We start from the raw sequence: 23,939 nt of genomic DNA, 5'->3' as shown, positions 1-23,939 counted from the left end.
GGCCACTTGGCGAACATCCAGAAGCGCCCCAACGGCAAATGGCGAGCCCGCTACCGCGACCTCGACGGCAAGGAACACGCCCGCCACTTCGACCGGAAGCTCGACGCCCAGCGCTGGCTCGACGAAGTCACGACCAGCGTGGTCACCGGTCAGTACGTCGACCCGCGCGCCGGTCGTATCACCTTCGCGAAGTACGCCGAGAGGTGGCAGGGCTCGCTCATCGCGAGCGAGGCGGGTGAGCGCATCACCGACAACGCGCTCCGGCTCCACCTCGTACCGGCGTTGGGCGCCCGCTCACTGGCGGCGATCCGCCGCAACGACATACAGGTGCTCTTCAAGTACCTGTCCGACCAGCTCGGCCCTGGCAGCGTCCGGAACATCCACGACGTGCTCGTGCGTCTCCTGACGGCGGCCGTGGACGACAAGGTCATCGCCTCCAGTCCGTGCCGCCGGATCACCCTTCCGGTCATGCCGGACGAGGAAATCACTCCGCCCACCGTCGCCCAGGTCGAGGCGATGGCCCGAGTGATGCCGCCGTACATCCGCGCGGCCGTCGTCGTGCTTGCCGGGTCAGGCTTGCGCATAGGTGAGTTGCTGGGCCTGAAGGTGTCCGACATCGACTTCAAGGCTGGCAGCATCCGCGTGGAGCGGCAGCGGCTCCAGTCGGGGAAGGTCGGTCCGCCGAAGACCGCGAAGTCCCGGCGGACGGTTCCAGTCGGTGAGGTCGTCACCGACGCGCTCCTCGGGCACCTCGCCGCGCGCCCTTCCATGGAGTGGCTATTCACGATGGAGGAGGGAGAACCGCTCAACTACCGCCGCTGGAAGACCGAGTGGAACTGCGCCCGAAAGGCGCTCCAGGCGGAGGAGAACGCGGCGGCCGGACGGGAGGGTCGCAAGCCCGTCGGGCTGCCGCACCTGGTGACTCATGACCTGCGGCACTTCTACGCCTCCGCGCTCATCGCGGGCGGGGCGAGCGTCAAGCAGGTGCAGCTGGTCCTCGGCCACGCGTCCGCCGTCATCACGCTGCGGATCTACGCGCACCTGTGGCCGGGCGAAGAAGACCGCACCCGGTCCGTGATGGACGCCGTGCTCGGCGGCATGCGGGCCGGGTGCGGACCGGTTGACCTGGCGACCAAGGAAATCGCAGGTCACATGGCGTGATCAAAGATCAAGCCTTCTTGGTCTCCCAGAAGATCTTGTCGATCTCGGCGATGAGGTCGAGCAGCTTCTGGCCGGTCGCCGGGTCCGTCGAGGCCTTGGCGGCGCTCGCGGCCTTGAGGGCGTCGTTCACCAGCTGGTGGAGCTGCGGGTACTTCTCGAAGTGCGGGGGCTTGAAGTAGTCGCTCCACAGCACGGAGATGTGGTGCTTGGCGAGCTCCGCGCGCTCCTCCTTGATGACGGTGGCGCGGGTGCGGTAGTGGGGGTCGTCGTTGGCCTGGTACTTCTCCTGGATGGCCTTGACGGACTCGGCCTCGACGCGGGCCTGGGCCGGGTCGTACACGCCGCAGGGCAGGTCGCAGTGGGCGCTGACCTTGACCGTCGGGGCGAACAGGCGGGAAAGCATGTAGCTGTCCTTCCTCGTGATCGTCTTCTCAGGTGGGACATTACTCCGTGAAGGCTGTCATGTGGCGAGTGCCCCAGCGGGCTTGGGACAAAAGTCCCAGTGAGGTCGGTACTCGTGGAGGAACGGACCGGGAGGTGCCGGATGCCTGATGCCGGTCGGCGGCGGGGATACGAACACGGGCGCGAGCCTGCGCCGGGGCCCGGGCCCGAACCGGTGGACGCCGGGGGGCGCGGGCCGCTGCTGCCGTACGGGCTGGCCGAGGTCGTCGGCCCGTCGATGCTGCCGGCCCTGCGGCCGGGCGACCGGCTGGTCGTGCGCTACGGGGCGCCGGTGCGGCCGGGGGACGTGGTGGTGCTGCGCCATCCGATGCAGCAGGACCTGCTGATCGTGAAGCGGGCGGCGGAGCGGCGTGAGGGCGGCTGGTGGATGCTCGGCGACAATCCGGCCGCCGAGAGCGACAGCCGCGAGTTCGGGGTGGTCCCCGCCGAACTGGTGCTGGCGCGGGCCCGGTTGCGGCTGCGTCCGCCGCGCATGGTGCGGGCTCAGCGGTCGCCGGCGGCGCTGCTGTCGTGGATGGTCTCGGCGGTGCGGCCGGTGCCGTCCTCGCGGCGGCCGGCCGGGCCGGTGCGTGCGCTCTCCAGGCGCTTGCGGGCCCGGTAGGCGGCGACGTTCGCGCGGGTCGCGCAGCGGTCCGAGCAGTACCGCCGGGAGCGGTTGGTCGAGGTGTCCAGATAGGCGTTGCGGCAGGGCGCGGCCCGGCAGATGCCCAGCCGGTCCGCGCCGTGCCCGGTGAGGTGGAAGGCCAGGCCCATGGAGGCCGTGGCGGCGTAGTCGGCGGTGGCGTTGGCCGCGTGGTCGGCGATGTGCAGATGCCAGTCGGGGCGGCCGTCCGCGTCGCGCAGGGCGTGTCCGGAGATCTGCGGGCTGACCGGGTACTCCAGCAGCAGGGCGTTGAGGAGCCCCACCGCCAGGGCCTCGTCGCCGGCGTCCGCCGCCTCGAAGACGGCGCGGAACCGGGCCCGTACCGACCGGAGCCGGGTGACGTCCGCCTCGTTCGCGCGGCGCGCCGTCTGCCGGCCGGGGCCGAACAGGGCGCGCACCGCCTCGACGGAGGTGAGCCCGTCCCTGCCGCGGCCCGGTTCCTCGGTGTTGACCAGGCGCACCGCGAAGTCCGAGTAGGAGGCCAGTTCCACGGGGTTCCTTCACGGGTCGGGGTCGGGGCGGGGTGCGCGGCCGGGCGGTCCGCGGTACCGGAAGTATCACGGACCGCGCGCTCCGGCGGTTCCGGCGCGTCCCCGGCACGCGCGGGTCTCCGGCACGGGCGGGTCTCCGGCACGGGCGCCGACGCGGTCCGGGATGCCGGCCGCGGAGACGCGGAGGCGGTACGGACCGCTGGTCCGTACCGCCTCCGTCCGCTGTCCGCACTCCCGGGGAGCCCTTGCTCAGAGCACCTTCGAGAGGAAGGACTTGGTGCGCTCGTGCTGCGGGTTGGTCAGGACGTCACGCGGATTGCCCGACTCGACCACCACACCGTCGTCCATGAAGACGATCGAGTCACCCACCTCGCGGGCGAAGCCCATCTCATGGGTGACGACGACCATCGTCATGCCCTCCTCGGCCAGTCCCCGCATGACGTCGAGGACCTCGCCGACCAGCTCCGGGTCGAGCGCCGAGGTGGGCTCGTCGAAGAGCATCAGCTTGGGCTCCATGGCCAGGGCCCGGGCGATCGCCACCCGCTGCTGCTGGCCGCCGGAGAGCTGGGAGGGGTAGTTGCCGGTCTTGTCGCCCAGCCCGACCCGGTCGAGGAGCTTGCGCGCCCGTTCGCGGGCGACCGCCTTGGACTCCCGCTTGACCTGGACGGGCGCCTCCATGACGTTCTCCAGCGCCGTCATGTGCGGGAAGAGGTTGAAGCGCTGGAAGACCATGCCGATGTCGCGGCGCTGGGCGGCGACCTCGCGCTCCTTCAGCTCGTAGAGCTTGTCGCCCTTCTGGCGGTAGCCGACGAGCCGCCCGTCGACGTAGAGCCGGCCCGCGTTGATCTGCTCCAGGTGGTTGATGCAGCGCAGGAAGGTGGACTTGCCGGAGCCGGACGGGCCGACCAGGCAGAAGACCTCGCGCGGCGCCACCTCCAGGTCGATGCCCTTGAGCACATGGGTGTGCCCGAAGGACTTGTGCACCTGCTCGGCCTTGACCATCGGATGCTTGTTCACGGCGGTGCTCATACGGTGGTACCCCCCACCCGGCTCGGTGTGCGGAACGAGCCGAGGTTCTTCCTGATCTTCTGCAGCGGCGTGGGCGGCAGGGTGCGGGTCGAACCGCGCTGGAAGTACCGCTCCAGGTAGTACTGGCCGATGCTGAAGACCGTGGTCAGGGCCAGGTACCACAGGGTGGCGACGATCAGCAGCTCCATCACCGCGAGGTTGCGGGAGTAGATCGTGCTGGCCTCCTTGAGCAGCTCCGGGAACTGGATGGCGAACGCCAGTGAGGAGGTCTTGAGCATGTTGATGAACTCGTTGCCGGTCGGCGGGATGATCACCCGCATCGCCTGCGGCAGGACGATCCGCCGCATGGTGCGGGGGCCGGTCATGCCGAGGGCGTGGGCCGCCTCGGTCTGGCCCTCGTCCACCGACTGGATGCCCGCGCGGCTGATCTCCGCCATGTAGGCGGCCTCGTTCAGGCCCAGGCCCAGCAGCGCCGCGAGGAACGGCGTCATGACGTCGTTCATCTCGTCGCGGTAGAAGCCGAGGTCCAGCAGCGGGAAGACCAGCGCGAGGTTGTACCAGAGCAGGAGCTGGACGAGGACGGGCGTGCCGCGGAAGAACCAGATGTAGCCCCAGGCGACCGAGGACATCACGGGGTTCTTCGACAGGCGCATCACCGCGAGGAGCGTGCCGAGCACGACACCCAGGAGCATCGCCAGGACGGTGATCTTCAGGGTGTTCCAGGCGCCGGACATGATGGTCCGGTAGGTGAGGTAGTCCGGGACCGTGGGCCAGTGGATCTCGGCGTTCGCGAACGCGAGGCCCACCAGCACGAGCAGACCCAGCACGATCGCGGCGCTGATCCAGCGGCCGTAGTGGCGTACCGGGATGGCCTTGACGGCCGCGGGCGGGACCGGGGAACCGGTGGTGGCCGGTCCGCCGGAGCCGGGCCCGGCGGTGTCGTCCTTGGATATCGACACCGCCCGGCCCGGCACCTTGTCATGGGGTTCTGACACGGAGAGTTACCTTTGCTGGGGAGCTGTGCGGTTCCGGCGGATCACTTGCCGCCGTTGACGGTCGCCTCGTCCACCGCGCCGTTGGTGACTTCCCACTTCTCCAGGACCTTCTCGTACTCGCCGTTCTCGATGACGGCGTCGACGGCGGCCTTGATCGCGTCGCGGAGCTCGGTGTTCTTCTTGCTCACGGCGATGCCGTACGGGGCGGCGTCGATCTGCTCGCCGACGACCTCGAAGTCCTTGCCGCCGCCGGAGGTCTTGGCGTTGTACGCGGCCACCGGGAAGTCGTTGATGTCCGCGACGGCGCGGCCCTGCTTGACCTGCAGCAGCGCCTCGGTGTCCTTCTCGAAGGCGAGCACCTTGATCGGCTTGTCGCACTTCTCGCTCTGCGCCTTGGCGAGGTCCTCGTTGGCGGTGCCGCGCTGGAGGGCCACGGTCTTGCCGCAGAGGTCGTCGAGGGACTTGATGTCCTCCGGGTTGCCCTTCTTGACGAGGATGGAGGAGCCGGCCCGGAAGTAGTCGACGAAGTCGGCGCCGTCGCCGACCTTCTTGTCGCCGTCCTTGCCCTCCTGCCGCTCCTTGGTGTCCGTCATCGCCGACATGATGATGTCGTGGCGGCCCGAGTTGAGACCGGTGATCAGGCCGTCGAAGGTGCCGTTCTCGAACTCGAACTCGACGCCGAGCTGCTTGCCGAGCGCCTCGGCGAGGTCCGGGTCGATCCCCGCGACCTGGTCCTTGTCGTCGTAGAACTCGACCGGGGCGTAGGCGATGTCCGAGCCGACCTTGATGACGCCCTTGTCCTGGATCTCCTTGGGGAGCTGGTCGAAGAGCGGGGCCTCGGATCCCTTGGTCTTCTTGTCGCCCGTGTCGCCGCCGTCCGCACCGTCGGTCTGGTCGCCGCAGGCGGTCAGCAGCAGGGCGCCGGCGACCGCTATCGCGCCGACGGCGGCTGTCCGTGACCTGCGGGCGGCCGGGCGGCGGGTGGGGGAAGCGGTCATGGTGGGATCCTCCTGCGAGTGAGGGATGGAACTGCGGCCGGACGCACTCCTGCGAGCGGCGCGACCCTGGCTGATTAGGGCATCTTGCCATCCGGACGGAGCAGGACAGTCCGCGGTCGTGTCAAAATCGGATAACGGGCAATCCCCTTTGCGTACGGAACGAACACGGCCGAACACGCCACCGCCGTACGCCCCGAACGAGACCGGCATCACGGTTTCCCTCCCCGGCCGGTAAAAGCGCTGGTGAACGGCTTGATTTGGGCTTGACGACGTATCGTGCCGAGCCCAGATGCAAGGGAAGTCACTCGTATGAGCAACCGCTCGTCCGGTAGAAAAGACCCTTACACCCCTCACCCGGGGCTCAGGGCGCGTGTGCGGCGCGCCCGGCGTCCGTAACTCCCCCAGCGCGGCTCAGGCCGCGGGGACGGCCAACCGCCGTCCGGGACCGCGGACGCGGTGCCCGCTCGCGCCTCAACCCGGCGCGGCAACCCTCAACACTTTTCAGAATTAAGGGGTCAGAACAGTGGCAGCGGAGATCGTGAATCCTCGCAGCGACAGCGACACGGACGGTGAAGAGCCCTTCGATCCGGCCTTCGCCCTGCACCGCGGCGGCAAGATGGCCGTGCAGGCGACCGTGCCCGTGCGCGACCGGGACGATCTGTCCCTCGCCTACACGCCCGGCGTCGCCAAGGTGTGCAGCGCCATCGCCGAGCAGCCGGAGCTGGTGTACGACTACACCTGGAAGTCGCAGGTCGTGGCGGTCGTCACCGACGGCAGCGCGGTGCTCGGGCTCGGCGACATCGGCCCGGCGGCCTCGCTGCCCGTGATGGAGGGCAAGGCCATCCTGTTCAAGCAGTTCGGCGGCGTGGACGCGGTGCCCATCGCCCTGGACTGCCGCGACGTGGACGAGATCGTCGACACCGTCGTCCGGCTGGCCCCCTCCTTCGGCGGGATCAACCTGGAGGACATCTCCGCACCCCGCTGCTTCGAGGTGGAGCGCAGGCTCCAGGAGCGCCTGGACATCCCCGTCTTCCACGACGACCAGCACGGCACGGCCATCGTCACCCTCGCCGCCCTGCGCAACGCCGCGAAGCTCACCGGCCGGTCGCTCGGGCAGCTGCGGGCGGTCATCTCCGGTGCCGGCGCCGCGGGCGTCGCCATCGCGAAGATCCTCATCGAGGCGGGCATCGGCGATGTGGCGGTCTGCGACCGCAAGGGCATCGTCTCGGCGGACCGCGACGACCTGACCGACGTCAAGCGGGACGTGGCCGGCTTCACCAACAAGGCGGGGCTGACCGGTTCGCTGGAGTCCGCGCTCGACGGCGCGGACGTCTTCATCGGAGTCTCCGGCGGCACCGTGGCGGAGGCGGCGGTCTCCAAGATGGCCGCGAACGCCATGATCTTCGCCATGGCCAACCCGGACCCGGAGATCCACCCGGACGTCGCGCACAAGTACGCGGCCGTGGTGGCCACCGGGCGCTCCGACTACCCGAACCAGATCAACAACGTCCTGGCCTTCCCCGGGATCTTCTCCGGCGCCCTCCAGGTGCGGGCCACGCGGATCACCGAGGGCATGAAGCTCGCGGCGGCCGAGGCGCTGGCCGCGGTGGTCGCGGACGAGCTCAGCGCCGACTGCGTGATCCCCTCGCCGTTCGATGAGCGGGTCGCCCCCGCCGTGACGGCGGCGGTGGCCGCGGCGGCCCGGGCCGAGGGCGTCGCCCGGCGCTGAGCCCGTCCGGGCCCGCCCGGCCGCTGCCCCGATCCGCCCGGGCTGGCCGTGCCGGGTCCGGACCTCTGTGCCGTGGTGCCGCCTCGGGGGTGGTGCCACGGCGCCGGTGTGTCCGCGGACGGCTCCCGTGCTGCGCACGGCTCCCGCGGGCCCGGTCTCCCGTGCAGCGCGCGGCCGCGAATACTGCCCTCCCGGCCGCCCCTGGCTGCCCACCCGTTTCCTCGGGCGGGGGGCGCGGGGGCAACGGGGGAGGCGCCGGGGCCGCCGGCCGGGGCACGCGGCGCGCGTCACACCCGTGCGTGGTTCCGCGGGCTCGTCCCGGCGATCTAGGGTCGGATCATGTTCGCCGCCTACGCAGCTCGTATCGACCGTGACCAGCCGCTCAACGGACTGGAACTGGGTGAGCGCCCCGCGCCCACGGCCCGTTCCGGCTGGACGACCGTCAACGTCAAGGCCGCCTCGCTCAACCACCACGACCTGTGGTCCCTGCGCGGTGTCGGTCTCGGTGAGGAAGCGCTCCCCATGATCCTCGGCTGTGACGCGGCCGGGACCGACGAGGACGGCAACGAGGTGGTGATCCACTCCGTCATCGGCCAGAGCGGCCACGGCGTGGGCCCCAAGGAGCCGCGCTCCATCCTCACCGAGCGCTACCAGGGCACCTTCGCCGAGCAGGTCACCGTCCCCGCCTGGAACGTGCTGCCCAAGCCGAAGGAGCTCAGCTTCGAGGAGGCGGCCTGTCTGCCGACCGCCTGGCTGACCGCGTACCGGATGCTCTTCACCAACGCCGGTGTCCGGCCCGGTGACGCGGTCCTCGTCCAGGGCGCCGGCGGCGGTGTGGCCACGGCCGCGATCGTCCTCGGCCGCGCGGCCGGGCTGCGGGTGTACGCCACCAGCCGTGACGAGGCCAAGCGGCGGCGGGCGGTGGAGCTGGGCGCCTACGAGGCGTACGAGCCCGGGGCGCGGCTGCCGGAGCGGGTGGACGCGGTGATGGAGACGGTGGGCGCCGCCACCTGGTCGCACTCCGTCAAGTCGCTGAAGCCGGGCGGCACTCTGGTGATCTCCGGCGCGACCAGCGGGCCGAACCCGAAGAGCGCCGAGCTGAACCGGATCTTCTTCCTGGAGCTCAAGGTCGTCGGCTCCACCATGGGGAGCAAGGACGAGCTGGAGGACCTGCTCAGTTTCTGCGCCGGCGCCGGGGTGCGGCCCGTGATCGACTCCGTGCTGCCGCTGGACCGGGCGCGGGAGGGCTTCGAGAAGATGGCGGGCGGCGACCTCTTCGGCAAGATCGTGCTCACCGTGTGACGCGCCGGCCCGGTCCTCCGGGACCCGGACCGGCCGGCCCTGTGCGGCTTCCGGGCGCGTACGGCGGCGGCCCTCTCCGGGAGTCCGGAGGGGGCCGCCGCCGTGTCGTCCGTCCGGCCGCGCCGGTCAGGGGCGGTCCGGGTCGCGCAGCACGACGCCGATGTGGGCGGCCGCCGTGGAGAGGTGGCGGCGGGCCTCCCGGAGCTGTTCCTCCGTCACGCCGTGGTCGCGCGCCGCGTCGCGGATGTCGTCGCGGAAGCGGTCCAGCAGCCGTTCCAGGGCGCGTACGGGGTCCCCGGAGGGTTCCGGGGTCTCACGGGCCCACTCGGGCTCCGGCGGGGCGGTGCCGGGCGCGGTCCCGGTACGGGCGCCGGTCTCCGTGTCCGTGCCGGTCTCCGTGTCCGTACCGGTGTCCGTGCTCGTCTCCGTGCTCGTCTCCGGGCCCGTGCCGGCGCCCGTCCGGCCTCCGGGGCCGCCCGAGAAGCGGTTGACCTCCCGGGTGATCTCCGCGAAGCCCTCCCGTACCGCGCGCTGCCAGTCGCCGGTGCGGATGTGCTCCTGCGTCTGGTCCTGGAGGCGGCGGGCGAGCCGTTGGATCTCCTCCACGACGGCCTCCTGGGCGTCCCGGGCCTGCCCGCCGGTCCGCCGGGCTTTCCGCTCGGCGCGGCGGCTCTCCTGCGCGGCGCGGTGCGCCTGCCGTTCCTTGGCGCGGCGGGTTTCGTCCTTGGCCTGCCGCCGGGCGCCCCCGCCCCCGTCGCCGTCGCCGGGGTCACCGGAACCGCCGCTGCCGTACGCGCCGCGGTGCGCGCGGGCGGTGCCGGAGGTGCGGGCCGTGCGGGCCCGCTCGGCCGCCGCGCGCATCTCGCGGCGCAGCTCGCTGGCGGAGCCCCGGACGTCCTCGCGGATCTCGGCGGCCAGGACCGCCACGGACTCCCGGATCTCGCGCTCCAGATCCGCCAGCTCGGCCTGGCGTGCGATGAGTTCGTCCCGTCCGGCCTCGGTGAGGGTGTAGACCTTGCGGCCGCCCTCGGTGGCGTGGCTGACCAGGCCCTCGCTCTCCAGCTTGGCGAGGCGCGGGTAGACGGTGCCGGCGGACGGCGCGTAGAGGCCCTGGAAACGCTCCTCCAGGAGCCGGATCACCTCGTAGCCGTGGCGCGGTGCCTCGTCCAGCAGCTTGAGCAGATAGAGGCGGAGCCGGCCGTGGGCGAAGACGGGGGGCATGTCAGAGCACCTTCTTGTCGTCCGCGGTGTGCGCGGAGTCCACGCGGTCCGTGGTGTCCGCGGAGTCCGTGGTGTCCGCCGCGTCCGGGCCGGGTGCCTCCTCCGCGGCGCCGGCCGCGTTTCCCGGCCCGCCGCGCGGGTCCGTTCCCGGGCCGCGCCGGGGCGGCCGGACCCGGGCCGGGACCGGGTCCTCCTCGGCTCCCGGAGGGCGGCGGAGCAGCGCTATGGCGCCGGTGACACTGGTGACCCTCAGCCTGCCGCCGCCGTCGCCGAGCCGGCCGCTGATCTTCTTGGCGCCCCAGTGGCCGTCGATGCCGAGATCGTCGAAGGCGCAGGAGACGGCTCCGCCGGCGGTGTGCGCCTCGACCGTGGTGTCGGCGCGCCGCGGGAGCCGGACGGCGACCTCGCCGGAGACGGTGTTCAGCCGGACGTCCGTCTCCCAGCCGGCGGTGGCGAGGTCGATGACCATGTTGCCGCTGACTGTGTCGGCGCGTACGGAGCGGCCGGAGCCCTCGATGACGGTGAGGTCGCCGGAGACCGAGTTGAAGCGCAGATCGCCGGTGACGGCCTGCGCCTCGACGCGGCCGGAGACGGTCTCGGCGCGGACCGGGCCGCTCAGCCCGGCGAGGGTGCTGTCCCCGGAGACGCCCCGGAGATCCGTACCGCCGGAGACCCCGGAGACGACGGTGCCCGCGCCGACCGTGCCGACCTTGACCCGGCTGCCGGCCGGGACGGTCACCGAGACGGTGACCTCGCGGTCCCGGCCCTTGCGGTCGAGCCACTGGAGGAAGCCCTGCCAGGGCAGGTCGTCGTAGGCGATGGTCAGGGTGGAGTCCTCGTGGACGACGGTGAGCGGTGGTCCGTGCAGTTCGTCGATGTGGAGCCGGGCCGGGCCGCGGCCCTCCGTTCCCACGATGTTGACGTTGCCGCCCACCACGCGGACGTGGACGGCGGTGACGGGTGCGTCGAGGACGAACTTGCGCGCCTCGGTGACGGACCACTGGGACCGGGCTGGCATGGGCCTGACCTGACCTTCCTCCGGGCGGACGGCAGCACGCAACATATCGCGTCTGCCGGGAGACACGATATATCGCGGATGGGGGAAGTCAACAGGCGGGGCCGGCCGGTGCGGCACGGTGCGGCATGGCGCGGCACGGCGCGGAGGGAGTGCGGGGTGAGCCGGCCAGTCTCCGTACCGGCTACTCGTCGTCCTCGTCGTCGAGGCGGGCCAGCCAGGTGGCCAGGCGGTCCACCGGCACCTCGAAGTCCGGGTTGAGGTCGACGAACTCCCGGAGCCGCTCGGCCACCCAGGACAGCGGGACCTCCTCCTCGCCGCGCCGGTTCTCCAGCTCCTCGATACCGCGGTCGGTGAAATACAACGTGCGCTCCGCCAGGACGATCGGTGGATGGGGCGGGGCCAGGATATTCCCGCTCGGAGGAGGGGCCTCCGCGGCCCCGGAAAACCCGGGTGGCACGGGCGGACGGGGCACCGGCGCGGAACGGGCCGGGCCCCCACCGCGGGGGTGGGGGCCCGGCCCGTTGGCCGTGCTGCCGTGTCCGGCGGGAAGGTGCCGGATCAGGCGTCGAACACCTCGTTGACGAGCTGCTGCTGCTCCGCCTGGTGGCGCTTGGCCGAGCCGACCGCCGGGGAGGAGGAGTGCGGCCGGGAGATCCGGCGCAGCCGCTCGGCGGGCGGGAGGCCCGCGCCGACCGAGAGGTCGAGGTGGTCGATCAGGTTGAGGGCGATGAAGGGCCACGCGCCCTGGTTCGCCGGCTCCTCCTGCGCCCAGATGTACTTCTCGGTGCTGGTGTAGCGGGAGATCTCCGCCTGGAGCTCCTTGCCGGGCAGCGGGTAGAGCCGCTCCAGCCGGACCAGGGCGGTGTCGTGGGCACCGCGCTTCTCCCGCTCGGCGAGCAGGTCGTAGTAGACCTTGCCGGAGCAGAAGACGACCTTGCGGACGGCCGCCGCGTCCACCGTGTCGTCGCCGATCACCGGGCGGAAGCCGCCGGTGGTGAACTCCTCCGCCTTCGACGCCGCCGCCTTCAGCCGGAGCATCGACTTCGGGGTGAAGACGATCAGCGGCTTGTGGTGCGGGTTGTGCACTTGCCAGCGCAGCAGGTGGAAGTAGTTCGACGGCAGGGTGGGCATGGCGACCGTCATGCTGTTCTGCGCGCAGAGCTGGAGGAAGCGCTCGATCCGGGCCGAGGAGTGGTCCGGGCCCTGGCCCTCGTAGCCGTGCGGCAGCAGCAGGGTGACGCCGGAGGTCTGGCCCCACTTCTGCTCGGCGGAGGAGATGAACTCGTCCACGATGGTCTGCGCGCCGTTGACGAAGTCGCCGAACTGCGCCTCCCACATCACCAGGGCGTCCGGGCGGGCCAGCGAGTAGCCGTACTCGAAGCCCATCGCCGCGTACTCGCTGAGCAGCGAGTCGTAGACGTTGTAGCGGGCCTGGTCCTCCGACAGGTACAGCAGCGGGGTGTAGTCGTCGCCGGTCTCCCGGTCGACGAGAACCGCGTGCCGCTGGCCGAAGGTGCCGCGGCGGGAGTCCTGGCCCGCGAGGCGGACCGGGGTGCCCTCCATCAGCAGCGAGCCGATGGCCAGGGTCTCGCCCATGCCCCAGTCGATCGTGCCGTCCTCGACCTGCGCCGCGCGGCGCTGGAGCTGCGGCATCAGCCGCGGGTGGACGGTGATCCGGTCGGGGATGTTGGTCTGCGACTCGGCGATGCGCTTGACGACCTCGTTCGAGATCGCGGTGTCAACCTTCACCGGGAACTCGGCCTGCGGCTCCGGGACCTCGGGGGCCATCGGTGCCGCGGTGGCGTCGCGGACCTCGGTGAAGACCTTCTCCAGCTGGCCCTGGTAATCCTGGAGCGCCTGCTCGGCCTCCTCGACGGTGATGTCGCCCCGGCCGATCAGCGACTCGGTGTAGAGCTTGCGCACCGAGCGCTTCTTGTCGATCAGGTCGTACATCAGCGGCTGGGTGAAGCCCGGGTTGTCGGACTCGTTGTGGCCGCGGCGCCGGTAGCAGATCAGGTCGATCACGACGTCCTTGTTGAACGCCTGGCGGAACTCGAAGGCGAGCCGCGCGACGCGGACCACGGCCTCCGGGTCGTCACCGTTCACATGGAAGATCGGCGCCTCGATCATGCGGGCCACGTCGGTGGCGTACATGGAGGAGCGGGCCGACTCCGGCGCGGCGGTGAAGCCGACCTGGTTGTTGATGACGATGTGCAGGGTGCCGCCGGTGCGGTAGCCCCGCAGCTGGGACATGTTGAGCGTCTCCGCCACGACGCCCTGGCCGGCGAAGGCCGCGTCGCCGTGGAGCTGGACGGGGAGGACGGTGAAGTCCGTGCCGCCCTTGCCGATGATGTCCTGCTTGGCGCGGGCGATGCCCTCGACGATCGGGTCGACGGCCTCCAGGTGCGAGGGGTTGGCGGCGAGCGAGACCTTGATCTGCTCACCGTCCAGGCCGGTGAAGGTGCCCTCGGCGCCCAGGTGGTACTTCACGTCGCCGGAACCGTGCATCGACTTCGGGTCGAGGTTGCCCTCGAACTCCCGGAAGATCTGCGCGTAGGACTTGCCGACGATGTTGGCCAGGACGTTCAGCCGGCCGCGGTGGGCCATGCCGATGACGACCTCGTCCAGCCGCGACTCGGCGGCCGAGTCGAGCACCGCGTCCAGCAGCGGGATGACGGACTCGCCGCCCTCCAGCGAGAAGCGCTTCTGGCCGACGTACTTGGTCTGCAGGAACGTCTCGAACGCCTCGGCGGCGTTGAGCCGGCGCAGGATGCGCAGCTGCTCCTCGCGCTCCGGGTGGTCGTGGCCGCGCTCCACGCGGTCCTGGATCCACTTGCGCTCCTTGGGATCCTGGATGTGCATGAACTCGATGCCGGTGGTGCGGCAGTACGAGTCCCGGAGCACGCCGAGGATGTCCCGGAGCTTCATCATCGAGCGGCCCGCGAAGCCGCCGACGGCGAACTCGCGCTCCAGGTCCCACAGGGTGAGGCCGTGCTCGATGATGTCCAGGTCGGGGTGCTTGCGCTGCATGTACTCCAGCGGGTCGGTGTCGGCCATGACGTGGCCGCGCACCCGGTAGGCGTGGATCAGGTCGAAGACCCGGGCCGCCTTGGTGACGTCGTCGTCGTGCGAGACGTCGATGTCGCGGAGCCAGCGGACCGGCTCGTAGGGGATGCGCAGCGACTTGAAGACCTCGTCGTAGAAGTCGTTCTCGCCGAGCAGCAGCTGGTTCATGATCCGCAGGAACTCGCCGGAGGCGGCCCCCTGGATCACGCGGTGGTCATAGGTGCTCGTGAGCGTCATGACCTTGGAGATGCCGAGCTTGTTGAGCGTGTCCTGGGAGGTGCCCTGGAACTCCGCCGGGTACTCCATGGCGCCGACACCGAGGATCAGGCCCTGACCGGGCATCAGCCGCGGCACGGAGTGCACGGTGCCGATGCCGCCGGGGTTGGTGAGGGAGGCGGTGACGCCGGTGAAGTCCTCCATCGTCAGCTTGTTCGCGCGGGCGCGGCGGACGATGTCCTCGTACGCCTGCCAGAACTCGAAGAAGCTGAGCGTCTCGGCCTTCTTGATCGCCGCGACGACGAGCTGGCGGTCGCCGTTCGGCTTCACCAGGTCGATGGCCAGGCCCAGGTTGACGTGGTCGGGCTTGACCAGCGTCGGCTTGCCGTCCTTCTCGGTGAACGAGTAGTTCATCGAGGGCATGGCCTTGAGCGCCTGCACCATGGCGTAGCCGATGAGGTGCGTGAAGGAGACCTTCCCGCCCCGGGCCCGCTTCAGGTGGTTGTTGATGACGATGCGGTTGTCGAACAGCAGCTTCACCGGGACCGCGCGGACGGAGGTGGCCGTCGGCAGTTCCAGCGAGGCGTTCATGTTCTTCGCCACGGCGGCCGACGGGCCGCGCAGCGTGACGTACTCCGGCCCCTCGGCGGGCGCCGCGGGTTCGGCCGCGGCCTTGGCCGGTGCCTTCTTCGCGGGCGCCTCGGCGGGCTTGGCCGCCGGCTCGGCCGGGGCCTTCGCCGCGGGGGCGGGCGCCGCCTTCCGCTCGGCGGGCTTCCGCCCGGCGGGCTCGGCGGCCGGCTTCGGCTGCGCCGCGGGCGCGGTGGCCCGGGCCGGTGCGGGTGCGGCCGGCGGCGCGGATGCCGCCTCGCCGTTCGCTGCCGGGGCGGGCCTGGCCGGGGCGGCCGCTGCCGACCCGGTGTCGGCTCCCGGCTTGTAGTCGGCGAAGAAGTCCCACCAGGCTCGGTCGACCGAGTTCGGGTCCTGGAGGTACTGCTGGTAGATCTCGTCGACGAGCCACTCGTTGGGACCGAAGGCGGCTGCGGGGTTGTGACCCCGTCCGTCCCGGTCGGTCGAGACGCTCGAAGTGTTGGGGGACTGTGGCGACACGGCGGCTACCGCCCTCTTCCGCTTCCTAAGGTGGTGGACAGCGGAAATAAAGGCTACGCCTCTTACCGCGTCCGGTGCAGGCCGGGCTGGTCAGTCGTCGCGCAAGTCACACTGACCGACTGGTTTCGGGGCAGCGCGCGGCGGGAAAATCCCCAGGTTTCGCGTCGGTGCGGGGTCCCGGGGATCGCCGCCGGGCGGCGACGGCCTCCCGCTGCCGCGACCTCCGGCCGCGCGCCGCGGGCCGGGATGCCGTGGGCATCCCATCCGAACGGGCGCTTCCGCTTCCGCACCCTACGTCAACCCTGCCCTTGACGGCTGCCCGGGAGAGTGACCTTTATGCGGCAGCCGCGGGGTGACTCGGCCACGCCGATCGAGCCGCCGTGAAGATCCACCGCCCAGCGGGCGATGGCCAGCCCGAGCCCCGTGCCGCCGTCGCTGCCGGGGCCGTGCGGGGTCGAGACGCGGCCGCGGTTGAAGCGCTCGAAGATCCGGGCCCGCTCCGGCTCCGGGATGCCCGGCCCCTCGTCCAGCACCTCCAGCACCACGCTCCCCGGCTCCTCGCCGTGGCGCGCGCGCAGCGTGACCCGGCCCTGCGGGGGGCTGTGCTTGATCGCGTTGTCGACGAGGTTGGCCACCACCTGGTGCAGCCGCTCGGCGTCCGCGTACCCGGTCAGCTCCGGCGGTGAGACGTCCAGATGGAGATGGACGTCCGCCCGGCCCGGCAGGCCCGTGGTGGCGGCCCGGCCGCGCGCCGCGTTGGCGATGCCGGCCTCCTTGATGATCCCGGAGAGATACGGCCAGACCTCGAAGCGCCGGGCGTGCAGCGGGACCACGCCGTTGTCGATGCGCGAGAGATCGAGCAGCGTCTCCACCAGCCGGCCGAGCCGCTCGGTCTGCCCGAGGGCCATCCGCATGGTCTCCGGATCGGCCTCCGAGACCCCGTCGACGACGTTCTCCAGCACCGCCCGCAGCCCCGCGATGGGGGTGCGCAGCTCGTGCGAGACATTGGCCACCAGCTCCTTGCGGTGCCGGTCCACGGCCTCCAGATCGGCCGCCATGTGGTTGAACGTCCGCGCCAGCTCACCCAGTTCGTCGCGGCGGTGCTCGCGGACCCGGCGGCTGTAGTCGCCGTTGGCCATGGCGCGGGCGACGGTCTTCATCTCGTCCAGCGGGGCGGTCAGCCCGTGCGCCACGAACTGGGTGATCAGCATGGTGGCGATGATCGAGAAGATCGTGACGATGCGCAGCTCGGTGGCCGTGTTGAGGGCCATCACCACCAGCAGCGTGGTGATCGTCACCGAGCTGATGACCAGCGCGCCGAGCGCCGCCTTCACCGAACGGTACGGGTCCAGCGGGCGCAGGCTCTCCCAGAAGCGCGCCCAGAGGCCGGGCTTCGCCGGCCCGGGCGGGCGGCTGATCACGGCGCGGGGGCGGCCGGGGTCTCGAGCGCGTAGCCGACGCCGTGGACCGTGCGGATCCGCTCGGCGCCGATCTTCCGGCGCAGCGCCTTGATGTGGCTGTCGACGGTGCGGGTGCCGGAGGCGTCCGCCCAGTCCCAGACCTCGGCCAGCAGCTGCTCCCGGGAGAGCACGGCGCGGGGGGTGGCGGCCAGGCAGACGAGCAGGTCGAACTCGGTCGGGGTGAGGTGGACGTCCTCGCCGTGCACCCGCACCCGCCGCTGCGCGTTGTCGATCTCCAGCTCGCCGAGGCGGAGGATGCCGCTGCGCGGGGTGTGCGCGGCGAGCGAGGCCCGCTCCACGCGGCGCAGCAGGACATGCACGCGGGCCGCCAGTTCGCGCATCGAGAAGGGTTTGGTCATGTAGTCGTCGGCGCCGACGCCGAGGCCCACGAGCATGTCGGTCTCGTCGTCGCGCGCGGTCAGCATCAGCACCGGGACCGGGCGCTGTGCCTGGACCCGGCGGCAGACCTCCAGCCCGTCGAAGCCCGGCAGCATGACGTCGAGGACGAGCAGGTCGGGCTGCCACGTCTGCGCGGTCTCCACGGCGGAGGGCCCGTCGTGCGCGGTCTGTACCTGGAAGCCCTCGGCGCGCAGCCGCACGGAGATCGCGTCCAGGATGGTCGTGTCGTCCTCGACGACGAGGATCCGGCGCTGGTTGCCGGTGGTGGCGCCCGCGGTGCCGCCCACGCCGTTCTGTATCTGGTCCATTTCGGTCTGCCCCTGCTGTCCCCGTGCCTGGTGCCCCGTGTCTGCCGCGGCGCGTGCTGGCTAGCAGCGTAAAGGCAGGGCGAGGGGCGCGGCTACGCAGGACCGACGGCGAGATGCACGGCGTCCGGTACGCCCCGGGCAACCGGGATCTCTTCCGTCCGTACCCTGAGGAACCCGGCATTCCGCAAGGCCTGTTCGAAAGCGGCGGAGGGCCGGGCGGACCAGACGGCGAGCACGCCGCCCGGGGTCAGCCGGGCCCGGCAGGCGGCCAGACCGTCCGGGGTGTAGAGGCTGTCGTTGCCCTCGGTGACGGTCCAGTCGGGCCCGTTGTCGATGTCCAGGCAGAGCGCGTCGAAGGTCTCCCCGCGCGGCGCGGCGCGGAGGTGCCGGACGAGATCGGCGTGGACGATCTCCGTCCGGGGGTCGGCCAGTGCCGGGCCGGACACCGCGGCCAGCGGCCCGGAGCGGTGCCAGCCGATCACCGCCTCCTCCCGCTCCACGACCGCGATCCGCCCCCAGCGCGGCTCGGCGGCGGCCCGGGCCAGCGAGAAACCGACACCGAGACCGCCGATCAGCACGGAGGGGCGCGGCCGGTCCGCGGGGAGCGCCGCCAGGGCCGCGTCGACGAGCAGCCGCTCGGAGCGGCCGTCGGAGGTGTCCATGAGGAAGCAGCCGTTGGCGATGATCTCGTACCGCCCGCCGCGCCGCCGCAGCACCACCTCGCCGTACGGGCCGCTCCGCCGCTCGACGACCACGGGCTCCCCGTCCGGCGGCGTGGACGACGGGGACGGCGACGACGGGGACGGCGAGGGCGACGACGGGGACGGTGACGACGGGGGCGGTGCGGGCTGCATGGGGCGGACCGGGTCCTTCTCGGAGCGCCCCGGTGCGGGAAGCCGGGACGGCGGGCGGGCGGCGGGCGGCGCTTCCCGCGCGGCGCGCGGGGCGGGCCGGCGGGAGGCGCCGCCCAGGGTAGTGACCCCGCCGGCCGGTCCGCCCGGACTTTCCCCCGCCGCTACGGCCGGGTGACGCGGTCCGGGTCGCAGGCCCGGGCGGCGGCGAACCAGTCGGCGAACCAGGCCGCGCGCTGCGCGCGGTTCATCGCGTCCAGGGCCTTCACCACGGGGGTGTCGAGCAGGGGGTCGTCCATGGCGCCGGGCCACTGGCCGTGCGCCCACCGCAGCACCTCGTGGGCCCACTCGGGGCGGGTGTGCTCGCTCCGGCAGTCCCAGGAGAGCAGGGACTGGAGGACGGCGTCGCGCTGGAAGTAGCCGAGCCGCCGGTCGCTTCCGAGGTCGCCGCGGTGGACGATGCGCACCTCCACGGCGGGCGGACCGCCGGGGGAGCGGCCGCCCGGCGCGCTCTCCTCGAACCGTGCGGGCGTGCCCGGCGCCCCCGCGGTCAGGCCGTACGCCCAGCGGACAGGGCCGGCCACCCGCTCGCGCATGCCCTCGTGCGCCCGGCGCATACAGATCTGCGGGCGCTCCCCTTCGCAGACGAGCGCGGCGGCGGCCCGGTCGTACACCCACACCTTGCCGGGCTGCTGGAGCAGGGGCACCGCCCCGGCGACCGCCACCGCCAGCGGCAGCGCCACCAGCCACTTCCGGCGCGCCCCGGCGGCCAGCAGCAGGGCCGCGGCCAGCCCGGCGAACCAGGCCGTCTGTGCCGCGTTCGCCCACCCGGCGAGCGCGTGGCCCTCCCGGGGGTCGAACGAGGCCGGCAGCAGCTGCGCGACGCCGCTGCTCGCCGGTACGTTCCACAGGCCCAGTACGGCGTAGCCGGCCACCGCGACCAGGGGGGCCAAGGACCACCACGGGATGTACCGGCCGAGGAGATGCCCGCCCGCGGCGAAGGCCGCCACCGCGGCCAGGTCCGCGATCACGGGACCGAGCTGCGGATGCCCGTACGCGGAGGCGTTCGGCCAGGTGAGCGCGGTCACGACCGCCCAGGTGACGAGATAGGCGGCCACGGCCGCCAGCCACACCGGGAGCAGACCGGCGGTCAGCCGGTGCAGCGTCGGCCGGGGCGTCGATCCGGCCCACTCGGCCGTGTTCCGGCGCCGCTCCCGCCCGGCCTCCCAGCAGGCGGCGGCCGCCACCAGGGGGCCCAGCAGGATGTGCAGGGTGCGCAGGTACTGGGCCATGGCCGGCCAGTCCGCCCGGTACCGGTCGTGTCCGCCGAGCACGGCGATCAGCAGGGCCGCGAGGCAGACGGCGAAGGTCCACGGCGCGATGCCGCGCAGGCTCTCCGTGCGGAGAACGGCGAGCGCGGGGGAGGTGCGCGGGGTGGCTCGGGTCTGCTTCGCGGGGGCCGCGGTGTCCGGGGCGCCGTCCGTCATGGGGGGTGCGGGGGACATCAGAGCGCCGCCTTCCGCGTGTTCCGCGTGCCGCGGTTGTCCGTCCCGCACTCGCGCCGGTGGCGTCGCAGCGCGCTGGTGTAGCCGCGTTCCAGGGGGTTGTCGCCGGGCGCGCCGGTGTCCGTGTCCGCGCAGGCGACCAGTTCCTCCGGTGTGCCCCGGAACGCGACGCGGCCGGACTCCAGCAGCGTCACCTCCGCGCAGGCCGGGCCGACGTCCTCGACGAGATGCGTGGAGACCAGCACGGTCGTGTCGCGGCCCAGTTCGCGCAGGAGGGCCCGGAACTCCACCCGGCGCTCCGGGTCCAGGCCGGCCGTCGGTTCGTCGAGGAGCAGCAGCTCGGGTCCGCCGAGGACGGCCTGGGCGATGCCGACCCGGCGGACCGCGCCGCCGGAGAGGGTGCCCAGTTTCCGGTCGAGGGAGGGCCCGAGCCCCACGAGCTCGGCCGCCCGTTCGACGGCGGCGGGTGCCTTCGCGCCGGGCAGCTCCTTCAGCCAGGCGAAATAGCCCAGCGTGTCGCGCACCGTGAAGGACGGGTAGTGGCCGAACTCCTGTGGCAGGTAGCCCAGCCGGCGCCGGATCTCCGTCCGCTCGCGGTGCGTGCCCGGGGTGAGACCGAGCAGGCGGATCTCTCCGGCGGCCGGGCGGGCGACGGTGGCGAGCACCCGCAGCAGCGAGGTCTTCCCCGCTCCGTTCGGGCCGAGCAGGCCGTGCACGCCGGTGCCGAGGGCGAGGTCCACCCCGTCCAGCGCGGTCGTGCGGCGGTGGCGGACGGTCAGGCCCCGGACGGCCAGGCCCCGGGCGGAGGGCCGGGGGTCCGCGGGGTCCCGGTCGGCCGGGCCCCGCCCGGTGGGGGCGGGCGCCGGGTCGGACGAGGTGGTCACAGTCGCTCCAGACGGTCGAAGGAGGTGCGGCGCAGGACCAGCAGCCCGCCGCACAGGACGCCGGCGGCTGCCCAGGCGCTCTGTGCGGGTGGGCCGGAGAGTGCGCCGAGGGACGTGGTCAGCAGTGCGGCCGGATCAGCGGGGCCGGCCCGGCCCGCCGTACCGGGGGCGGCCGCCGCTCCCGTGGAGACCAGGAGCAGCAGCCAGGCGGTGCCGGTGCCGGTGGCGGCGTGCAGGCAGCCGCAACAGGAGGCCACCAGCAGGGTCAGCAGGGTCAGCGTCAGTCCCGGGAGCAGCCAGGCGTACGCGCCGGGGCCGCCGTCCGGTTCCGGCATCAGCAGCCCGGCCGCGGTGAGCAGCGGAACGCACACCGCGAGAACCCAGCCGGTGCGCACCAGCAGCAGCCGCAGCCCGGCAGCGGGGGTCGCGGCGACGGCCTCGTACAGCGGATCGGCGTGCCGGCCGTACGAGGCGGCGACCCCGGCCACCGGCAGCAGGGGCGCGACCGCCAGCAGCAGCGGCCGGCCGGCTGCGGTGCCGGACAGCCGTGCGAGCAGCACCGCGGCGGCCGTGACGAGGACCAGGGACAGCAGCCAGGAGCGTCCGAGCGCGGGGCCGGCGGACCGGGCCGACCAGAGGAACCGGGTCATGGCGGAGGGGCGCCCCGGACGGCCTTCCCCGGCGGCCGCCGTCGTCTCCGTGGCCCTCCGGGTGGCTTTCCGGTCCGCGGACGCCGGAACCGCGGCAGCAGGGGCCGGTCCGTGGACGTTCTCCGCCGCACCGGCGAGGACCGCCGCCAGCACCCCTGCCCGCACCTCGCGGAGGGCCGGCCCGGCGCGACCGGAGCGGGCCGCCGCGGAGACCAGCCGCGCGCAGGGGGAGCAGATCTCCACATGCGTCTCCAGTGCCCATGCCTCGGGCTCGGGGAGCGTTCCGTCCGTGTAGGCGGACGCCCGGCCCGGCTCCACGTGCCCTGCGGCGTCGCGGCTCATACGGCACCTCCTACGGAATCGGGGGAGCGGACGCCCAGCCGGGAGAGGGCCTCCCGCAGTTCGCGGCGTGCGCGCAGGGCCCGGGTCTTGACGGTGCCCTCCGGTATGCCGAGCAGCCCGGCCGCCTGGCGGGTGGACAGACCGTCCACCACGGTGGCGCGAAGGACGTCCCGCAGTTCGGAGGAGAGCCCGTCGAGTGCGGTGCCCAGGTCCCCGAACTCCACGCCGGACAGCACGCGTTCCTCCGCCGACGGCGCGACGGCGCGGGCGGCGCCGTGCTCCCGCCGCGCGTGCGCCTCCTGCACCTCGGCGGTACGGGCCTGCGCGCGCCGGGCGTCCACCAGGCGGCGGGCGGCGATCACCCAGAGCCAGCCCCCCGCCTCGCCACCCCGGTGTCCGGCGGCGGACCGCCAGACGGTGACGAAGGTGTCCTGCAGCACCTCGCGGACGGTCTCGGGATCGGCGCAGCGCCGCGCCAGCCGGGCGTGCAGCCAGCCGGCATGGCGGTCGTACAGTTCGGCGAGCGCCTGGGCGTCGCCGGCCGCGACCGCGCGCAGCAGTTCGGCGTCGCTCGGGTCGGCCCCCACGGGGCGGAACGGTCTCACACTCCTCTATCGCGCCCGCGTTCACTCCCGGTTCACGGGCAGGCGAAGGTTCCCCGGCGAGCAATACGGACAGGAGATATCCATGAGTGCCAAAACCGTCGCCCCCCTCGCTCATGTCCACCGCGTTCCGCACGAGCCTCCCGAGGACTGGGAGTACTCCCTGCAGCTGCCGCACGACCCCAGGGGCCCGCGCATAGCGCGCTCCACCGTCCGTACGGTGCTCGCCGAACACGGGCTGGGGGATCTCGCGGACCGGGCCGAGCTGCTCACCTCCGAGCTGGCCACCAACGCCTTCCGCTACTCCGACGGCCAGACCGCCGTCCGGCTCAAGTGGCGCGAGGGGACGCTGCGCGTCAGCGTCTGGGACACCTCGCCGAGCCGTCCGGCGCCCGTCATCGCCGGACCGCAGAGCGAGAGCGGCCGCGGTCTGCTGCTGCTCTCCCTGATCGCGGACGACTGGGGCATCCTCGATCTGGAGAAGGGGCACCCGGCGGTCGGCGGCAAGGTCGTCTGGTTCACGCTGTGCCGCCCGGTGCTCAGAGCCGGCACCCTCTAGGAGCCCGCTGACCGCTGACCGCTGACCGCTGCCCACTGACCGCTGCCCGCTCCGTGGGAGGGTGGTCCCGTGACGTTGGAGGATCTCGTCCGGCTGCGCCGGGCCCGTGACCGGATGGACCGCGACTACGCGAAGCCGCTCGACGTGCCGGCGCTGGCGCGCACCGCGCTCATGTCGCCCGGCCACTTCTCCCGCAGCTTCCGGGCCGCCTTCGGGGAGACGCCCTACAGCTATCTGATGACGCGCCGGATCGAGCGGGCCAAGGCGCTGCTGCGCCGGGGGGACCTGTCCGTGACGGAGGTCTGCTTCGCGGTCGGCTGCACCTCGCTGGGATCGTTCAGCTCGCGGTTCACCGAGCTGGTCGGCGAGAGCCCGAGCGCGTACCGGGCCCGCCCCCATGACGAGGGTGCCGCCATCCCGGCCTGCATCGCCAAAATCCATACGCGACCGGTCAGGAATGGAGAAGCGAAAGGCGCCGCACCGCCCGTAGCGTGACGGGCATGGACATCAAGCTTTCACAGTGCTTCATCGCCGTCGACGACCACGACAAGGCGCTCGCCTTCTACCGGGACGTGCTCGGTCTGGAGGTGCGGAACGACGTCAGCTTCGAGGGCATGCGCTGGGTGAGCGTCGGCGCGCCGTCCCAGCCGGATGTGAACATCGTTCTCGAACCGGCCCTCGCCCATCCGAACGCCTCGCCCGCCGACCAGCAGGTCATGGCGGAGCTGCTGGCGAAGGGCCTGCTGCGCGGGGTCATCTTCAGCACCGACGACTGCGACGCCACCTTCGAGCACATCCGCGCCGCGGGCGGCGAGGTGCTCCAGGAGCCGATCGACCAGCCCTACGGGGTCCGCGACTGTGCTTTCCGCGACCCCTCCGGCAACATGCTGCGCTTCAACCAGCCCCGCAAGCCGTGAGTTCCGTTCGCGTGATCCCGCACC

General features: G+C 72.5%; 23 protein-coding genes. 7 read left to right on the top strand and 16 right to left on the bottom strand.

Features of this window, described 5'->3' with window-relative positions; genetic code table 11:
* Positions 1-6: 6 nt before the first annotated feature.
* A complete protein-coding gene (locus LIX60_RS09845) occupies positions 7-1,161 on the top strand; it encodes a site-specific integrase (RefSeq protein WP_227958098.1) in 1,155 nt (384 codons plus the stop codon).
* Between the two features lie 7 nt (positions 1,162-1,168).
* Here LIX60_RS09845 and sodN read toward each other — a convergent pair whose 3' ends face one another.
* Complete coding sequence (gene sodN, locus LIX60_RS09840) at positions 1,169-1,564, bottom strand: superoxide dismutase, Ni (protein ID WP_030545080.1); 396 nt, start codon at positions 1,562-1,564, stop codon at positions 1,169-1,171.
* 141 nt (positions 1,565-1,705) lie between these two features.
* Between sodN and sodX the strand changes: the two genes are divergently transcribed.
* Positions 1,706-2,224, top strand: coding sequence for a nickel-type superoxide dismutase maturation protease (gene sodX / locus LIX60_RS09835; RefSeq protein WP_227958097.1), 519 nt, complete (start codon positions 1,706-1,708; stop codon positions 2,222-2,224).
* Here the strand turns inward: sodX and LIX60_RS09830 are convergent.
* The 4 genes from LIX60_RS09830 to LIX60_RS09815 all read right to left on the bottom strand — a co-directional run bounded on the left by LIX60_RS09830 (position 2,107) and on the right by LIX60_RS09815 (position 5,779).
* Entirely contained in the window at positions 2,107-2,757 is a 651-nt protein-coding gene (locus LIX60_RS09830; RefSeq protein ID WP_043459474.1) for an ABATE domain-containing protein, read from the bottom strand. The genes sodX and LIX60_RS09830 overlap by 118 nt on opposite strands.
* Before the next feature lie 249 nt (positions 2,758-3,006).
* Complete coding sequence (locus LIX60_RS09825; protein WP_030545083.1) at positions 3,007-3,786, bottom strand: amino acid ABC transporter ATP-binding protein; 780 nt, start codon at positions 3,784-3,786, stop codon at positions 3,007-3,009.
* The gene (locus LIX60_RS09820) at positions 3,783-4,781 is read right to left on the bottom strand and encodes an amino acid ABC transporter permease (protein ID WP_374117834.1); all 999 of its coding nucleotides are present in this window, start codon (positions 4,779-4,781) and stop codon (positions 3,783-3,785) included. Before LIX60_RS09820 ends, LIX60_RS09825 begins: the two co-directional genes overlap by 4 nt.
* Positions 4,782-4,822: 41 nt before the next feature.
* A complete protein-coding gene (locus LIX60_RS09815) occupies positions 4,823-5,779 on the bottom strand; it encodes an ABC transporter substrate-binding protein (protein ID WP_227958096.1) in 957 nt (318 codons plus the stop codon).
* Between the two features lie 523 nt (positions 5,780-6,302).
* On the opposite strand from LIX60_RS09815, the gene LIX60_RS09810 reads away from it, so the two are divergent.
* Together LIX60_RS09810 and LIX60_RS09805 are read left to right on the top strand one after the other, a co-directional pair.
* Entirely contained in the window at positions 6,303-7,508 is a 1,206-nt protein-coding gene (locus LIX60_RS09810) for an NADP-dependent malic enzyme (RefSeq protein ID WP_227958095.1), read from the top strand.
* Between the two features lie 339 nt (positions 7,509-7,847).
* On the top strand, positions 7,848-8,810 hold the full coding sequence (locus LIX60_RS09805) for a zinc-binding dehydrogenase (RefSeq protein ID WP_227958094.1): 963 nt from the start codon (positions 7,848-7,850) through the stop codon (positions 8,808-8,810).
* A gap of 126 nt (positions 8,811-8,936) precedes the next feature.
* Here the strand turns inward: LIX60_RS09805 and LIX60_RS09800 are convergent, their stop codons facing one another.
* The 11 genes from LIX60_RS09800 to LIX60_RS09750 form a co-directional block, all read right to left on the bottom strand.
* The gene (locus LIX60_RS09800; protein ID WP_227958093.1) at positions 8,937-10,031 is read right to left on the bottom strand and encodes a PadR family transcriptional regulator; all 1,095 of its coding nucleotides are present in this window, start codon (positions 10,029-10,031) and stop codon (positions 8,937-8,939) included.
* Between the two features lies 1 nt (position 10,032).
* Entirely contained in the window at positions 10,033-11,049 is a 1,017-nt protein-coding gene (locus LIX60_RS09795; protein WP_227958092.1) for a DUF4097 family beta strand repeat-containing protein, read from the bottom strand.
* A 181-nt stretch (positions 11,050-11,230) separates the two neighbouring features.
* Positions 11,231-11,410 (bottom strand): DUF6104 family protein, encoded by a 180-nt coding sequence (locus LIX60_RS09790; RefSeq protein ID WP_019710098.1) that lies wholly within the window; start codon positions 11,408-11,410, stop codon positions 11,231-11,233.
* Positions 11,411-11,607: 197 nt separating this feature from the next.
* Positions 11,608-15,438, bottom strand: coding sequence for a multifunctional oxoglutarate decarboxylase/oxoglutarate dehydrogenase thiamine pyrophosphate-binding subunit/dihydrolipoyllysine-residue succinyltransferase subunit (locus LIX60_RS09785; RefSeq protein WP_227958091.1), 3,831 nt, complete (start codon positions 15,436-15,438; stop codon positions 11,608-11,610).
* Between the two features lie 296 nt (positions 15,439-15,734).
* Positions 15,735-16,856 carry an ATP-binding protein gene (locus LIX60_RS09780; protein WP_039822358.1) on the bottom strand — a complete coding sequence of 374 codons (1,122 nt, stop codon included), beginning with the start codon at positions 16,854-16,856 and terminating at the stop codon, positions 15,735-15,737.
* Positions 16,856-17,605, bottom strand: coding sequence for a response regulator transcription factor (locus tag LIX60_RS09775; protein ID WP_227958090.1), 750 nt, complete (start codon positions 17,603-17,605; stop codon positions 16,856-16,858). Before LIX60_RS09775 ends, LIX60_RS09780 begins: the two co-directional genes overlap by 1 nt.
* A 92-nt stretch (positions 17,606-17,697) precedes the next feature.
* Positions 17,698-18,459: a spermidine synthase gene (locus tag LIX60_RS09770; RefSeq protein ID WP_227958089.1), complete on the bottom strand. Its 762-nt coding sequence runs from the start codon at positions 18,457-18,459 to the stop codon at positions 17,698-17,700.
* Between the two features lie 161 nt (positions 18,460-18,620).
* On the bottom strand, positions 18,621-19,961 hold the full coding sequence (locus tag LIX60_RS09765) for a hypothetical protein (protein WP_227958088.1): 1,341 nt from the start codon (positions 19,959-19,961) through the stop codon (positions 18,621-18,623).
* Positions 19,961-20,755 carry an ATP-binding cassette domain-containing protein gene (locus tag LIX60_RS09760; RefSeq protein ID WP_227962693.1) on the bottom strand — a complete coding sequence of 265 codons (795 nt, stop codon included), beginning with the start codon at positions 20,753-20,755 and terminating at the stop codon, positions 19,961-19,963. The genes LIX60_RS09765 and LIX60_RS09760 overlap by 1 nt, the downstream gene beginning before the upstream one ends.
* A gap of 86 nt (positions 20,756-20,841) precedes the next feature.
* Positions 20,842-21,837 (bottom strand): zf-HC2 domain-containing protein, encoded by a 996-nt coding sequence (locus LIX60_RS09755; protein WP_227958087.1) that lies wholly within the window; start codon positions 21,835-21,837, stop codon positions 20,842-20,844.
* On the bottom strand, positions 21,834-22,442 hold the full coding sequence (locus LIX60_RS09750) for an RNA polymerase sigma factor (RefSeq protein WP_227958086.1): 609 nt from the start codon (positions 22,440-22,442) through the stop codon (positions 21,834-21,836). The genes LIX60_RS09755 and LIX60_RS09750 overlap by 4 nt, the downstream gene beginning before the upstream one ends.
* Before the next feature lie 82 nt (positions 22,443-22,524).
* On the opposite strand from LIX60_RS09750, the gene LIX60_RS09745 reads away from it, so the two are divergent.
* The 3 genes from LIX60_RS09745 (at position 22,525) to LIX60_RS09735 (ending at position 23,915) form a co-directional block, all read left to right on the top strand.
* Positions 22,525-22,998 carry an ATP-binding protein gene (locus tag LIX60_RS09745; RefSeq protein ID WP_227958085.1) on the top strand — a complete coding sequence of 158 codons (474 nt, stop codon included), beginning with the start codon at positions 22,525-22,527 and terminating at the stop codon, positions 22,996-22,998.
* 69 nt (positions 22,999-23,067) lie between these two features.
* Positions 23,068-23,493, top strand: coding sequence for a helix-turn-helix transcriptional regulator (locus tag LIX60_RS09740; protein ID WP_043459504.1), 426 nt, complete (start codon positions 23,068-23,070; stop codon positions 23,491-23,493).
* A 5-nt stretch (positions 23,494-23,498) separates the two neighbouring features.
* Complete coding sequence (locus tag LIX60_RS09735) at positions 23,499-23,915, top strand: VOC family protein (RefSeq protein WP_227958084.1); 417 nt, start codon at positions 23,499-23,501, stop codon at positions 23,913-23,915.
* Positions 23,916-23,939 lie beyond the last annotated feature (24 nt).

Origin of the sequence: Streptomyces sp. S07_1.15 (assembly GCF_020739505.1) — a bacterium.
In the GTDB taxonomy this organism is placed as follows: Bacteria; Actinomycetota; Actinomycetes; order Streptomycetales; family Streptomycetaceae; genus Streptomyces; species Streptomyces xinghaiensis.
Note: the sequence above shows the minus strand (reverse complement) of the source record. Positions and strands in the feature narration are given on the sequence as shown.